Source organism: Gemmobacter nectariphilus DSM 15620, from assembly GCF_000429765.1.
Lineage (GTDB): Bacteria > Pseudomonadota > Alphaproteobacteria > Rhodobacterales > Rhodobacteraceae > Wagnerdoeblera > Wagnerdoeblera nectariphila.
Genome location: NZ_AUCM01000004.1, coordinates 348,825 through 361,603, shown reverse-complemented (window position 1 = coordinate 361,603; position 12,779 = coordinate 348,825). Strand labels below are relative to the sequence as shown.

The window sequence follows — 12,779 nt, the reverse complement described above, 5'->3', positions numbered from 1 at the left end:
CGAGGGTATTTCAGAAAAGGCAAGATGGGCCCGGATCACAGGCCGAGCGCCCGGAACACCCTGGGCAGTTCTTCCGGCAGATCCTCGGCAATCAGGCCGGGGCCGAAGCTGCGGGCGCAGTCGGCGTGCAGCCAGGCGGCGGTGCAGGCGGCATCGAACGGATCTAACCCGCGTGCGAGCAGGCCAGTGATGAACCCGGCCAGCACGTCGCCGGATCCGGCCGTGGCCAGCCAGGGCGCGGCGCGGTCATAGGCCGCCGCGTGGATCGCCGCGCGGCCGTCCGGGGTGGCGATCACCGTATCGGGGCCCTTGAAGAGCACGGTGCAGCCGGCACGGGCAGCGGCCTCTCGGGTGGCATCCACCTTGCTATAGGCCGGGCCTTGTGTGGCGGGGGCGTTCAGCCGTTCGGCAAGGTCGGGAAACAGCCGCGCAAATTCGCCGCCGTGTGGGGTCAGGACACAGGCGCGGTGCAGGGCGGCGAACAGGTCGGGGTGCTGCGCCAGCAGGGTCAGGGCATCGGCATCCAGCACCAGACCCCGCCGGGCCGGGACAGGGGCGCGCAGGGCCGCCGCCAGAATGCCCCCCACGTGCGCATCAGTGCCCAATCCGGGGCCAAGGCACAGAGCCGTGATGCGGCGGTCCTCTAGCAGCGAGGCCAGCGCCGCGCCATCCGCCATCTCGCGCAGCATGATCGCATCCAGACGCGCGGCATTTTCCGCCATGGCGGCTGGCGGGCTGGCGATGGTCACCAGACCGGCGCCCATCCGCAGCGCGCCCCGGGCAGCCAGACGCGCGGCACCGCCGCGACCGGCCGGGCCGCCAAGGACAATCGCATGGCCAAAGGTGAACTTGTGGGTGCGATCCGCCTCGTCCCATCCGGCCTTGCCCAGCATCCCCGGCACGAAAGCGCCGGGGGTGCGAGGGAATGGCGCAAGGGAGGGCTCGACCCGGCCCAGGGTCGCGCGCGGTCTTGGCCCGCGCGGGCGGCCATCCGACTGGTCCGGAGGGGAACCCGCGCGCCAGGGACCGATCCCGATGTCCACCACCGCCAGCTTGCCGCACAGCGCCGGCCCCTGGGCCAGCAGATGCCCGGCCTTGGGACTGTCGAAGGTGACGGTCAGGCGGGCGCGCGGACAGTCCCAGCCCGGGTGCAGGCTGCGCCCGCTGTCCAGACACAGGACCGAGGGCGCATCGACCGCCACCAGACGCGGCGTGTAATAACCCGCATCACCGTTGCGCCCGCCGATATGGGTCAGCACGTCAAGACAGTCACCGACGGGCGGTCGCGACAGGCCGGTTCCGAAGATGGCATCGACATAAAGATCGTTGGGCGGCCCCTGCCGCAGGTTCGCCTCGGTCAGCGGCTCGACAGGGCCGAGCGCCTGCCAGCGCCGCGCATTGTGGGCCGCATCGGGCGGCAAGGCCTCGGGCGGGGCCATGGCCAGCACCCGGACGGCCCAGCCGCGGCCATGCAGCAGCCGGGCCACGACGAACCCGTCACCGCCATTGTTGCCCGGCCCGCACAGCACCACCGCACGGGGGGCGCCCATGGCCAGTTCCGGCCATTCCGCCAGGATCGCCCGGATCACGCCCTCGCCGGCGCGTTCCATCAGATCCAGCCCGGTGACGGCGCCAGAGTCGATGGCTGCCTTTTCGATGGCGCGCATTTGGGCAGAAGTCAGAACTTCGGTCATTTCGGCATCACATGGATTCTTCGAGCGCCCACATTCAGGGCTAAATGGGCAAAAAATGTGCAAACACCGCGTTTCCAGCCCTTGGACCCGCGCCCGTGAACCCTAACAGATTGTCCCTTCGCCGCGAAAGTGGTCAGTCGGCAGGGAAGAGGATGCAAGGGAGTCGGGGCCGTGAAGAAGATCGAGGCGATCATCAAGCCCTTCAAGCTCGACGAGGTCAAAGAGGCGCTGCAGGATGTCGGCATCCAGGGCCTTTCCGTCATCGAGGTCAAGGGGTTCGGCCGCCAGAAAGGCCATACCGAGCTGTATCGCGGCGCCGAATATGTCGTCGACTTCCTGCCCAAGGTGAAGATCGAGGTCGTGCTGACCGACGACATGGTCGACCCGGCCATCGAGGCGATCATCTCGGCCGCGCGCACCGACAAGATCGGCGATGGCAAGATCTTTGTCAGCCCTGTCGAACAGGTCATCCGCATCCGCACCGGCGAAACCGGAGAGGACGCCGTCTGAGTTTCCGCAGCCTGCCCCGCGCAGGCACGCGCCCGCAACCGCCAAACTGAGGAAGTACATATGAGCAAGGTTCAGGACGCCCTGAAGCTGATGAAGGACGAAGAGGTCGAATACGTCGACGTCCGCTTCACCGACCCGAAAGGCAAGCTCCAGCACGTGACGCTGGTGGCCGATCTGGTCGATGAGGACTGGTTCGAAGAAGGCTTCATGTTCGACGGCTCGTCGATTGCCGGCTGGAAGTCGATCGACCAGTCCGACATGAAGCTGATCCCGGATGCCTCGTCGGTCTACATTGACCCGTTCTATGCCGAAAAGACCATGTGCATCCACTGCAACGTGGTCGAGCCCGACACCGGCGAGCCCTACAGCCGCGACCCGCGCGGCACCGCGCTCAAGGCCGAGGCTTACCTCAAGTCCTCGGGCATCGGTGATGTGGCCTATTTCGGCCCGGAAGCCGAGTTCTTCATCTTCGACGACGTGCGCTACTCGGTGACCCCGGCGAAAGTGGCCTACCAGATCGACGCTGACGCCGCCTCGTGGAACACCGATACGGAATACGAGACCGGCAACCTGGCCCACCGCGCGCCCCACAAGGGCGGCTATTTCCCGGTCAACCCGATCGACGAAGCCCAGGATCTGCGCGGCGAGATGCTGTCGACCATGAAGCGCATGGGCATGAAGGTCGACAAGCACCACCACGAAGTGGCGACCTGCCAGCACGAACTGGGTCTGATCTTCGGTGGTCTGACCGAGCAGGCCGACAACATCCTGAAATACAAGTACGTCATCCAGAACGTCGCCCATGCCTATGGCAAGACGGTGACCTTCATGCCCAAGCCCATGAAGGGCGACAACGGGTCGGGGATGCACGTCAACATGTCGATCTGGAAGGACGGCAAGCCGCTGTTCGCCGGTGACAAATATGCCGACCTGTCGCAGGAAGCCCTGTGGTTCATCGGTGGCATCCTCAAGCATGCCAAGGCGCTGAACGCCCTGACGAACCCCGGCACCAACAGCTACAAGCGTCTGATCCCGGGCTTCGAGGCTCCGGTGCTGCGCGCCTATTCGGCTCGCAACCGCTCGGGCTGCGTCCGTATTCCGTGGACCGAATCGCCGAAAGCCAAGCGCGTCGAAGCCCGTTTCCCCGATCCGTCGGCGAACCCCTATCTGGCGTTCGCGGCGCTGCTGATGGCCGGCCTTGACGGCATCAAGAACAAGATCGACCCGGGCCCGGCTTCGGACAAGGACCTCTACGATCTGCCGCCGGAAGAACTGGCCGAAATCCCGACCGTCTGCGGCTCGCTCCGCGAGGCGCTGGAAGAGCTGGCCAAGGACATGGACTTCCTGCTGGCGGGCGATGTGTTCACCCGCGACCAGCTGGAAGGCTACATGGCGCTGAAGTGGGAAGAGGTCTATGCCTACGAGCATACCCCCCACCCGGTCGAATACCTGATGTACTACAGCTGCTGATCCCTTGCGGTCTGGCAGGCAAGGGCGCCCCTTGGGGCGCCCTTTTCGCTTGCGGATCACGGGAGCGGCGCGGCACTGTGGGCGGCAGCGATGCCCCCTTGCAGGGATTTGCCCCGCCCGCCCAAGTGACGGAGACCCGATGCTGACCTACCCTGACGGCTGGGATGCCGCCATCGCCCGCTATGAGGCGCGCCGCGCGCCTCTGGACTTCGCCGAGGGCGAGGCGCTGCCCCCGCTGGATGTGGCCATTGACCCGCTGCTGGGCCGGCCGGTCGCCGCGCCCGGCCCGCTTGCGCCGCGCCCCACGATGTATGCGCGCAAGCACCATGCCCTGTCCGAGGAACTGCAAGGCCAGCCGGAAATCGCCCTGCTGCACGGGCTGCTGATTTCGGCCCTGCGCAAGCGCGCCTGGCCGGACCATGCACCGGCACTGTTCCTCAGGCTATGGGCCGAACAGGGGGCCGCGCTGACCGGCTGCCTGTCGACCCGCTGGCTGATCTCGGCCGCGATCACCTTTGCCGACCATGGCAGCACCGAAAGCGAACGGCGGCTGGGGCAATCGCTGAAAGTGCTGTTCAGCCTGCTCAAGCTGACGGAATATGAACGGCTCTATTCCGGGCTGGACCCAACCACCCCGTTCCGGCTGGGTCACAAGGTCAAGGCCCCGCTGCCGATGGAGATCGAGCCCTTTTCGCTGCGCGATGGCGGGCTGGACATCAACCTGCTGGCCCCCCTGGTGATCGAGGCACGGGCCGAACCCGTGCTGGGGCCGCTGGCGCTGGAACTGCTGGACCGGCTGAATGCCGATCCGGGCACGGTGTTTCGCCGTCTTGGACAGATGCGGGCCAAACTTCTGGCCCGCAAGGCGGCCCAAGGCGGCTGACTGTCACGGCAAGGCAGGTCGGGTCTGGTGGCTGGACAGGCCGCCGCCTTCGGCGCATCATCCCCCGGAGCCGGGAGAGAGACGATGCGCAAGTTCATGGTCGTGCTGGATGACAGCCGCGAATGCCTCAATGCGATGCGCTATGCCGCGCTGCGGGCCGCGCATACCGGGGCGGGCGTGGTGATCCTGTCGGTGATCCCGCCCGAGGAATTCCAGCACTGGATCGGCGTTGCCGACCTGATGCGCGCCGAAGCCCGCGAGCGGATCGAGGCGCATTTCGAGGTCTTTGCCAAATGGATGCGCACCAAGCATGGCGTTCATCCCGAACTGGTGATCCGCGAAGGCGAAGCGGCGGCCGAGGTGCTGGCCCAGCTGAAGGACGACCCCAGCATCGGCATTCTGGTGCTGGGCGCAGGCAGCGACAAGGCGGGGCCGGGGCCCCTGGTGACGCATCTGTCGCGCCATTCCGCCAGCCTGCCCTGCCCCGTCACCATCGTCCCCGGCGAGATGTCCAAGGAACGGCTGGAAGCGATCACCTGAGCCAGGCGGTGTCCTCAGCGCCGGAACCACTGGAACGCGGCCGAGGCCAGCCAGCCTGCCAGAACCGCCAGCCCCAGCGACAGCAACCCATAGAGCGCGGGCTGATCCAGCGCGAGACGGTGCAAGAACCGCTCGATCCCTTCCTTCTGGACGTAGATCGCGGTTTCCTCCAGCGCGATGACCCGGCCTTCGCGCAGCAGGAAGATGCGGGCGCGAAAGCGGCCCTCGGTCAGGTTCGCCGGCAGTTGCACATCGGCCCGGATCAGCGTCTGCTGGTCCAGCCGCACTGCCCCCGCATCGACCTGATAATCCCCGCTGGCCCGGCGCAACCGCACCAGCGCCTGAGCAAACTGGTCGGCATCGGGCATCCGGCGCTGGACATCCAGCCCTTGCAGCACCTGACCGATGCCGATGCGATAGGCCTTGTTGTAGCTGTCTTCGACGATCTCGGGCAGCGGGCCGGTGGTGGCAATGGCATAGAACGAAGGCGCGCTGCCGATCTCGACCGCCTCGGTGTTGACCCAGATGCCCATCCGCCGTGCCTTGCGCCAGACCGTGACGGGGGCAAGCGGCCCCTCGATCGTGACGATCACATCCAGCTTGCCCTTGGGCGGCGGCGCATCGCGGGCAACGGCGGCAAAGACCACGATTTCCGAGCCGTCGAAGTTCGCGGTGATGGCGACGCGGTTCTGACTAAGGCCCGCGACCACCTGTTCGGCCCGCACCGGCAGGGCCAGCAGCAGCAGGGCAAGCGCCAGCCGGATCATGGCAGCCGCCCCGGCACGACCGTGTAAAGCTCGGAGGGCTCGAGCACCAGATCGAAGAAGATCTTGACCGAAACCGACAGCACCAGAAGCGCCAGGAACAGCCGCAGCCGTTCGGCCTTGAGCTTCAGGCCGATCTGGGTGCCGATCTGGGCGCCGATCACCCCGCCCAGGATCAGCATGACCGCCAGCATGATATCGACCGAATAGGCGGTGATCGCATGCATCAGCGTGGTGAAGCAGCTGACAAAGATGATCTGGAACAGCGAGGTGCCGATCACCACCTTGGTCGGCATCCCCAGCAGATAGATCATCGCCGGCACCATGATGAAGCCGCCCCCCACCCCCATGATGGCCGCCAGAAACCCGACCACCGCCCCGACCGCCAAGGGCGGGATCGCGCTGATGTAAAGGCCCGAGGCGCGGAACTTCATCTTGAGCGGCAGGCGATGCACCAGATAGTGCTGGTGCGCCCGCCGCGGCGGGCCAGGGCGCGCGGCACGGCGCAGGGCGCGGATCGCCTCTTGCGCCATCATCAGGCCGATCAGGCCCAGAAAGATCACATAGCTGAGCTGAACCAGCAGCTCGACCTGCCCCATGCGGCGCAGGATGGAAAACACCCAGATGCCGACGCTGGACCCGGCCATCCCGCCCGCCAGCAGCACCAGCCCCATGCGCAGATCGACGGTGCGGCGCCTGAGATGGGCAAGAACGCCAGAGACCGACGAGGCCACCACCTGATTGGCGCCGGTTGCCACCGCAACCCCGGGCGGCACGCCGATGAACATCAGCAAGGGCGTGATCAGAAAGCCCCCGCCGACCCCGAACATCCCCGACAGGATCCCCACCAGCCCGCCAAGCCCCAGAAGCGTGAAGGCATTCACCGATACCTCGGCGATGGGCAGGTAGAGCTGCATGGCGATCCCGTGATACCCGAAGCCGTTGGCGCGCAAGGAAACAGTGGCACCGGGGGGACGCGTTGTCAAAGGGATGCGGGGGCCTTGCCCCCGCGCCCCCAGGGTATTTGGGGCAAGATGATGCCCCGTTCAGCGTTCCTTGACGTAGGGCTCGCCCCCGGCACGCGGCGGGATCGCCTTGCCGACAAAGCCGGCCAGAATGATCACCGTCAGCACATAGGGCAGCGCCTGCATGACCTGCACGGGGATCACCACCCCGCCCAGGTCGATGTTCTGATAGCGGTTCGACAGCGCCTCGAGCAGGCCGAACAGCAGCGTGGCGCCAAGCGCCTGCCACGGGCGCCATTTGGCAAAGATCAGCGCCGCCAGCGCGATGAAGCCGCGCCCTGCCGTCATGTCGCGCACGAAGCCAGCCGACAGGCCCGTCGCCAGATAGGCCCCGGCAATGCCGCACAGCAGGCCGCAGATCATCACCGCCGCAAAGCGCAGCCCGACGACGGAAACGCCCGCCGTATCCACCGCTGCCGGATTCTCGCCCACCGCGCGCAGGCGCAGGCCAAAGCGCGTGCGGTACAGCAGCCACCAGCTGACCGGCACGCACAGCAGCGCGACATAGACAAGGATCGTGTGGCCCGAGATCAGTTCCGCATACAGCGGGCCGATCACCGGCACATTGGCCAGCGCCTCGGCCCCCGGCAGGGTGAGCGGCGGGAAACGCCCGCCGTCCAGCAGCGCGGGGGTGCGCCCGCCCAGTTCAAACCAGTGCTGGCCGACCAGAACCGTCATCCCGGCCGCCAGAAAGTTGATGGCAACCCCCGAGATCAGCTGGTTGCCCCGAAAGGTGATCGAGGCAACGCCATGGATGGCCGCCATCACAAGACTTGCCACGATCCCCGCCAGCAGCCCGGCCCAGGGGTTCAGCGTGACCGCCGCAATCGCCCCCGACAGGAAGGCCGCCGCCAGCATCTTGCCTTCGAGCCCGATGTCAAAGACCCCGGCGCGTTCGGAAAACAGCCCGGCAAGGCAGGCCAGCAGCAGGGGCGTTGCCAGCCGCAGGGTAGAATCGAGGATTTGCAGGATGGTCATGTAATCCATCACTTGCCCCCTTTTGCAGCCGCGAACAGCCGCTGGACCGGCCAGCGCACCATATTGTCGAGCGCCCCGGTGAACAGGATCACCAGCGCCTGGATGACCACCACCAGATCGCGCGGGATCGAGGTTTCAAGGCTGAGCTCGCCCCCGCCCTGATAGAGGAAGCCGAACAGCAAAGCCGCCAGCGCCACGCCAAGCGGATGGCTGCGCCCCATCAGAGCAACGGCGATCCCGATGAAACCGGCGCCCTCGGCAGCGCCGTTGATCAGGCGGTTCGCCTCGCCCATGGTGGAGTTCACCGCCATCAGCCCGGCCAGCGCCCCCGACATCAGCATGGCATACATGGTGATGCGCACCGGGCTGATCCCGGCATAGACGGCGGCCTTTTCCTTCTTGCCAAGCGCGCGGATCTGATAGCCCAGCCGCGTGTGCCACAAGATGAACCAGACCAGCACACAGGCCGCGATCGCCAGGAACAGGGTGATGTTCGCCGGTGCGCTTTTCGAGAACGGAATCCCGATGCTGTCCATCAGCGCGCCCAGCCGGGGCAGCTTGACCTCGGCCGGAAAGCGCGGCGAGGCAGGGTCCTGCGAGCCTTGCGGGCGCAGCACATGGACCAGGATATAGACCAGCAGCGACGAGGCGATGAAGTTGAACATGATCGTGGTGATCACTTCATGGCTGCCGCGCTTGGCCCGCAGCCATGCCGGAATCGCCGCCCAGGCCGCGCCGAACACCGCCGCCCCCGCCGTCGCGCCGATCAGCGCCAGCGACCAGTGCGGCCACGGGATGAACAGCAGCACCAGCGCCACGCCAAGCCCGCCCAGCAGGGCCTGACCTTCGCCGCCGATGTTGAAGAACCCGGCATGAAAGGCGATCGCCACCGCAAGCCCGGTAAAGACGAAGTTGGTGGCATAATACAGCGTATGGCCCCAGCCATAGCTGGACCCCAGCGCGCCCTTGACCATCACGGTCATGGCGCGCACCGGATCCTCGCCGATGGCCAGGATCACCAGACCCGAGACCAGGAATGCGATCAGCAGCGAGATCAGCGGCACGATCACCGCATCGGCCCATGGTGGCATCCGGGTCATTGCGTGCCCCCCATCCCGGCCATCATCAGGCCAAGTTCGCGCTCGTCGGTTTCATCCGCCGGACGCTCGCCCATGATGCGGCCGTCAAACATGACCGCCACGCGGTCCGAAAGGCCCAGAATCTCGTCCAGCTCGACCGAAACCAGCAGCACCGCCTTGCCCGCATCGCGCAGCGCGACGATCTGCTGGTGGATGAACTCGATGGCACCGATATCGACCCCTCGGGTCGGCTGGCCGACCAGCAGCAGATCGGGGTTGCGCTCAATCTCGCGCGCGACGACGATCTTTTGCTGATTGCCCCCCGAGAACGACTTGGCCGGCAGCCAGCAATTGGCCGGGCGCACGTCGAACCGGGCGATCTTGGCCTCAGTGTCGCGGCGCAGCGCGTCATTGTCCATCATCAACGCATTCTTCTGGTATTCCGGGGCGTTGTGATAGCCAAAGGCGACGTTTTCCCAGGCGGAGAAATCGAGGATCAGCCCCTCCTCGTGCCGGTCCTCGGGGACATGCGCAATGCCCGAGGCGCGGCGCGACTGACCGTCACAGCCTGCGCCGGACAGCGGCAGATCGCGCCCGTTCAGCCGAACGCGGCCGGTGCCGCGCTGCGTGCCGCCCAGCACCTGCAGGAGTTCCGTCTGCCCGTTGCCCGCAACACCCGCAATGCCAAGGATTTCCCCGGCCCGCACGGTCAGCGAGATGCCCTTGAGCCGCTGCACCCCCGCACTGTCGGTGACGGACAGGTTCTCGACCTCGAGCACCGGGGCGCCGGGGGTTGCGGGCACCTTGTCGACCCGCAACAGCACCTTGCGCCCCACCATCAGCTCGGCCAGCGCCTCGGGGTTGGTGGCGGATGTGTCGACGGTGGCCACCATGGTGCCGCGGCGCATCACGCTGACCTCGTCGGTGATCTCCATGATCTCGCGCAGCTTGTGGGTGATCAGGATCACCGTCTTGCCCTGATCGCGCAAGCCCCGCAGGATGCGGAACAGATGGTCGGCCTCGGCCGGGGTCAGAACGCCGGTGGGCTCATCCAGGATCAGGATGTCGGCCTGACGATACAGCGCCTTGAGGATTTCCACCCGCTGCTGGTGGCCGACCGACAGATCCTCGACCACCGCATCGGGATCGACCTCAAGCTCGTAATCCTGTGCCAGCTGTTTCAGCACGCCGCGCGCCTTGCCCAGCGAGGGGCGCAGCAGGCGGCCCTCTTCGGCGCCAAGGATGACGTTTTCCAGCACGGTGAAGTTCGGCACCAGCTTGAAATGCTGGAACACCATGCCGATGCCGGCGCGGATCGCGGCCTGGCTGTCGGGAATGGCGGTCGGCTGGCCGCCGATCAGGATTTCGCCGGCATCGGCCTTGTAGAAGCCATAGAGAATCGACATCAGCGTCGATTTTCCTGCCCCGTTCTCGCCGATGATGCCGTGGATCGTTCCGCGCCTGACGCGGATCGAGATGTCCTTGTTGGCCTGCACGGGGCCAAAGGCCTTGGAAATGCCGCGCAGCTCGATCGCATAAGGCGAAACCGAGGCGGCAGTTGCCTGCCGCCCCGTATGCGTTCCCGTGACCATCGTCGGATCAGAAGGCCGGGCAGGTGCTGTCGGTGCGGTAATCGTGCACCATGATCTTGCCGGCGATGATGTCGGCCTTGGCCGCCTCGACCTTGGCCTTCATGTCGTCAGAGATCAGATCCTTGTTGTTGTCGTCCAGCGCATAGCCGACGCCGCCAGCGGCCAGATCCATCTTGACCACGCCGGGCTTGAGGCCGGGGCCATCCTTGAACGCCTGATAGACCGCATTGTCGACCAGCTTCAGCATCGAGGTCAGAACCTTGCCCGGGTGCAGGTGGTTCTGGTTCGAATCGACGCCGATCGACAGAACGCCGCCATCCGCCGCCGCCTGCAGCACACCAAGGCCCGTGCCGCCCGCGGCTGCAAAGATCACGTCCGAGCCCTGGCTCATCTGCGCCTTGGCGATCTCGCCGCCCTTGACCGGGTCGTTCCAGGCTGCCGGGGTATCGCCGGTGTAGTTCACGATGACTTTCGCATCCGGGTTCACGGCCTTGGCGCCCTGGGCATAGCCGCAGGCAAAGGCGGTGATCAGCGGAATGTCCATGCCGCCGACAAAGCTGATGGTGCCCGACTTCGACGCCATCGCGCCCAGCATGCCGACCAGATAGCTGCCTTCCTGTTCGGCAAAGATCACCGAGCGCACGTTCGGCAGATCGACCACCGCGTCAATCAGCACGAACGAGGTATCCGGGTAATCCGGCGCCACTTCCTTGAGCGTTTCCTCGTTCTGGAAGCCCATCACCACGATCGGGTTGGCACCCGATTCCGCCATGCGGCGCGCAAACTGCACCCGCTGGGCGGCGGATTGCATTTCCAGTTCCTTGTAGGTGGCGCCGGCTTCCTTGACCCACTTCTGGGCGCCGTTGAAGGCAGCCTCGTTGAAGGATTTGTCGAACTTGCCGCCCAGATCATAGATCAGCGCGGGTTCGGCCGCAGCCACGCCCGCCGACAGCGCCAGCGCAGCAGTCGCGCCAAGGAATTTGTGCATAAGGGTCATTCGGAATCTCCCGGTTATGGCCGCGGGCGTTGGGCCTGCCCTTTCGGCGGTCCGATCTCTGGCGGATCAGGCCTCATCAAGCCGCAGGCGGCTGCGGCGGTCAACAGGAATCTGGCGCGCCTTGCGGCGGTGCGGCGCAACAGATGCCGATGCTAAGCCATTGGTTGCGCAAATGTGCGTTCCAGCAGCAGGGCATCCACAGCCCCGCCCGGACCATCCCGGTAATAGCCCTTGCGCCGCCCGCAAGGGCGCCATCCGGCACGGGTATAAAGCGCGATGGCGGCGGCATTGTCGGCCGCGACCTCCAGAAAGGCCCGCGCCGCGCCGCGCGCCTGCGCCTCGGCCTCGAACGCGGCCAGAAGCGCGGCGCCGGTGCCCATCCGCCGCAGATCGGGGGCAACGGCGATGGTCAGCAATTCGGCCTCGTCCAGCACCGCGCGGCCCATCACGAAGCCGCCCGGCCGCTCGGCCAGAAAGCTGCCGGGCATGGCCAGCAGGCTGGCCATCTCCTGGGCTGACCACGGGCGCGGGTTGGTGAAGCTGGCCGCATGGATCGCCGCCAGACGATCCGTCTCAGGCATCAAGGATCACCGGGGGCGGATCGGCCGGGGGGGCCGCATCGGGCGGGCGGACATAGAGCGGCGCGGGGCGCGTGCCATCCAGCGGCTGGCCGAACCGCCATGCCGCGCGCCGCCCCAGCGCGCGGGCGTAATCGTCAATGGCGACGATTTCGGCCCGTGCCCGCAGCACATCGGCCAGCTCGCCCGCCCGGTGCCCGCGCACCACCGCAGGCGGCGCCGCGGCCAGATCGGCCGGCACCTCGGCCAGGTCGATCAACCAGGGGGTGCCCACGGCTGCCCCGGCCCGAAAGCGCTGTGCATAGATCTGATCGCGCGGGGCGGGGAGGGTGATCAGCAGATCGGCCCCCGACTGCGGGTCCAGCAGCAACTCGAAGGTCGAGATGCCGATCGCCGGCACCCCCAGCCCCAGCGCCAGCCCGCGCGCGGCGGCGACCGCGATCCGCACGCCGGTGAAATTGCCCGGCCCGATCCCGACAGCAAGCCCCGCCAGATCGCTCCAGCCTGCCCCGGCCCCGGCCAGCAGCTCTGCCAGGAACGGCATCAGCCGTTCCGCCTGCCCGCGCTGCATGGGTTCGGTCCGCGCCAGGACCACCGCCCCATCCTGCACGAAAGCGGCCGCGCAATGCGCGGCCGATGTGTCGAAGGCCAGATACGATCGTGCCATGG

Annotated in this window: 13 protein-coding genes; 4 read left to right on the top strand and 9 right to left on the bottom strand. The window is 66.8% G+C overall.

Going from position 1 to position 12,779, the window contains the following annotated elements; translation table 11 throughout:
* Window positions 1-35: 35 nt before the first annotated feature.
* Window positions 36-1,694, bottom strand: coding sequence for a bifunctional ADP-dependent NAD(P)H-hydrate dehydratase/NAD(P)H-hydrate epimerase (locus G481_RS0104810; RefSeq protein WP_028029008.1), 1,659 nt, complete (start codon window positions 1,692-1,694; stop codon window positions 36-38).
* 171 nt (window positions 1,695-1,865) lie between these two features.
* Here G481_RS0104810 and G481_RS0104805 point away from each other — a divergent pair, with 171 nt between their 5' ends.
* The 4 genes from G481_RS0104805 to G481_RS0104790 all read left to right on the top strand — a co-directional run bounded on the left by G481_RS0104805 (window position 1,866) and on the right by G481_RS0104790 (window position 5,097).
* Entirely contained in the window at window positions 1,866-2,204 is a 339-nt protein-coding gene (locus G481_RS0104805) for a P-II family nitrogen regulator (protein WP_028029007.1), read from the top strand.
* Between the two features lie 60 nt (window positions 2,205-2,264).
* The gene (gene glnA / locus G481_RS0104800) at window positions 2,265-3,674 is read left to right on the top strand and encodes a type I glutamate--ammonia ligase (protein ID WP_028029006.1); all 1,410 of its coding nucleotides are present in this window, start codon (window positions 2,265-2,267) and stop codon (window positions 3,672-3,674) included.
* Between the two features lie 139 nt (window positions 3,675-3,813).
* The gene (locus tag G481_RS0104795) at window positions 3,814-4,557 is read left to right on the top strand and encodes a hypothetical protein (protein WP_028029005.1); all 744 of its coding nucleotides are present in this window, start codon (window positions 3,814-3,816) and stop codon (window positions 4,555-4,557) included.
* Window positions 4,558-4,641: 84 nt separating this feature from the next.
* Complete coding sequence (locus G481_RS0104790; protein ID WP_028029004.1) at window positions 4,642-5,097, top strand: universal stress protein; 456 nt, start codon at window positions 4,642-4,644, stop codon at window positions 5,095-5,097.
* A gap of 14 nt (window positions 5,098-5,111) precedes the next feature.
* On the opposite strand, the gene G481_RS0104785 is transcribed toward G481_RS0104790, so the two are convergent.
* The 8 genes from G481_RS0104785 to tsaB all read right to left on the bottom strand — a co-directional run bounded on the left by G481_RS0104785 (window position 5,112) and on the right by tsaB (window position 12,777).
* Window positions 5,112-5,864 (bottom strand): TIGR02186 family protein, encoded by a 753-nt coding sequence (locus G481_RS0104785; RefSeq protein ID WP_028029003.1) that lies wholly within the window; start codon window positions 5,862-5,864, stop codon window positions 5,112-5,114.
* Window positions 5,861-6,778, bottom strand: a complete 918-nt coding sequence (locus G481_RS0104780) for a sulfite exporter TauE/SafE family protein (RefSeq protein ID WP_028029002.1) — start codon at window positions 6,776-6,778, stop codon at window positions 5,861-5,863. The genes G481_RS0104785 and G481_RS0104780 overlap by 4 nt, the downstream gene beginning before the upstream one ends.
* Before the next feature lie 129 nt (window positions 6,779-6,907).
* Entirely contained in the window at window positions 6,908-7,873 is a 966-nt protein-coding gene (locus G481_RS0104775; RefSeq protein WP_028029001.1) for an ABC transporter permease, read from the bottom strand.
* Entirely contained in the window at window positions 7,873-8,964 is a 1,092-nt protein-coding gene (locus tag G481_RS0104770; RefSeq protein ID WP_028029000.1) for an ABC transporter permease, read from the bottom strand. The genes G481_RS0104775 and G481_RS0104770 overlap by 1 nt, the downstream gene beginning before the upstream one ends.
* Complete coding sequence (locus G481_RS0104765; protein WP_028028999.1) at window positions 8,961-10,535, bottom strand: ABC transporter ATP-binding protein; 1,575 nt, start codon at window positions 10,533-10,535, stop codon at window positions 8,961-8,963. The genes G481_RS0104770 and G481_RS0104765 overlap by 4 nt, the downstream gene beginning before the upstream one ends.
* 7 nt (window positions 10,536-10,542) lie before the next feature.
* Window positions 10,543-11,532 carry a BMP family lipoprotein gene (locus G481_RS0104760; RefSeq protein ID WP_028028998.1) on the bottom strand — a complete coding sequence of 330 codons (990 nt, stop codon included), beginning with the start codon at window positions 11,530-11,532 and terminating at the stop codon, window positions 10,543-10,545.
* A 152-nt stretch (window positions 11,533-11,684) separates the two neighbouring features.
* On the bottom strand, window positions 11,685-12,113 hold the full coding sequence (locus G481_RS0104755; RefSeq protein ID WP_028028997.1) for a GNAT family N-acetyltransferase: 429 nt from the start codon (window positions 12,111-12,113) through the stop codon (window positions 11,685-11,687).
* On the bottom strand, window positions 12,106-12,777 hold the full coding sequence (gene tsaB / locus G481_RS0104750; protein WP_028028996.1) for a tRNA (adenosine(37)-N6)-threonylcarbamoyltransferase complex dimerization subunit type 1 TsaB: 672 nt from the start codon (window positions 12,775-12,777) through the stop codon (window positions 12,106-12,108). Before tsaB ends, G481_RS0104755 begins: the two co-directional genes overlap by 8 nt.
* Window positions 12,778-12,779 lie beyond the last annotated feature (2 nt).

Excerpts from the sequence above, each read along its gene's own strand:
- G481_RS0104810 (WP_028029008.1), bottom strand. The coding sequence starts at position 1,694 with ATGACCGAAGTTCTGACTTCTGCCCAAATGCGCGCCATCGAAAAGGCA.
- glnA (WP_028029006.1), top strand. The coding sequence starts at position 2,265 with ATGAGCAAGGTTCAGGACGCCCTGAAGCTGATGAAGGACGAAGAGGTC.
- G481_RS0104795 (WP_028029005.1), top strand. The coding sequence starts at position 3,814 with ATGCTGACCTACCCTGACGGCTGGGATGCCGCCATCGCCCGCTATGAG.
- G481_RS0104790 (WP_028029004.1), top strand. The coding sequence starts at position 4,642 with ATGCGCAAGTTCATGGTCGTGCTGGATGACAGCCGCGAATGCCTCAAT.
- G481_RS0104785 (WP_028029003.1), bottom strand. The coding sequence starts at position 5,864 with ATGATCCGGCTGGCGCTTGCCCTGCTGCTGCTGGCCCTGCCGGTGCGG.
- G481_RS0104780 (WP_028029002.1), bottom strand. The coding sequence starts at position 6,778 with ATGCAGCTCTACCTGCCCATCGCCGAGGTATCGGTGAATGCCTTCACG.
- G481_RS0104775 (WP_028029001.1), bottom strand. The coding sequence starts at position 7,873 with ATGGATTACATGACCATCCTGCAAATCCTCGATTCTACCCTGCGGCTG.
- G481_RS0104770 (WP_028029000.1), bottom strand. The coding sequence starts at position 8,964 with ATGACCCGGATGCCACCATGGGCCGATGCGGTGATCGTGCCGCTGATC.
- G481_RS0104765 (WP_028028999.1), bottom strand. The coding sequence starts at position 10,535 with ATGGTCACGGGAACGCATACGGGGCGGCAGGCAACTGCCGCCTCGGTT.
- G481_RS0104760 (WP_028028998.1), bottom strand. The coding sequence starts at position 11,532 with ATGACCCTTATGCACAAATTCCTTGGCGCGACTGCTGCGCTGGCGCTG.
- G481_RS0104755 (WP_028028997.1), bottom strand. The coding sequence starts at position 12,113 with ATGCCTGAGACGGATCGTCTGGCGGCGATCCATGCGGCCAGCTTCACC.
- tsaB (WP_028028996.1), bottom strand. The coding sequence starts at position 12,777 with ATGGCACGATCGTATCTGGCCTTCGACACATCGGCCGCGCATTGCGCG.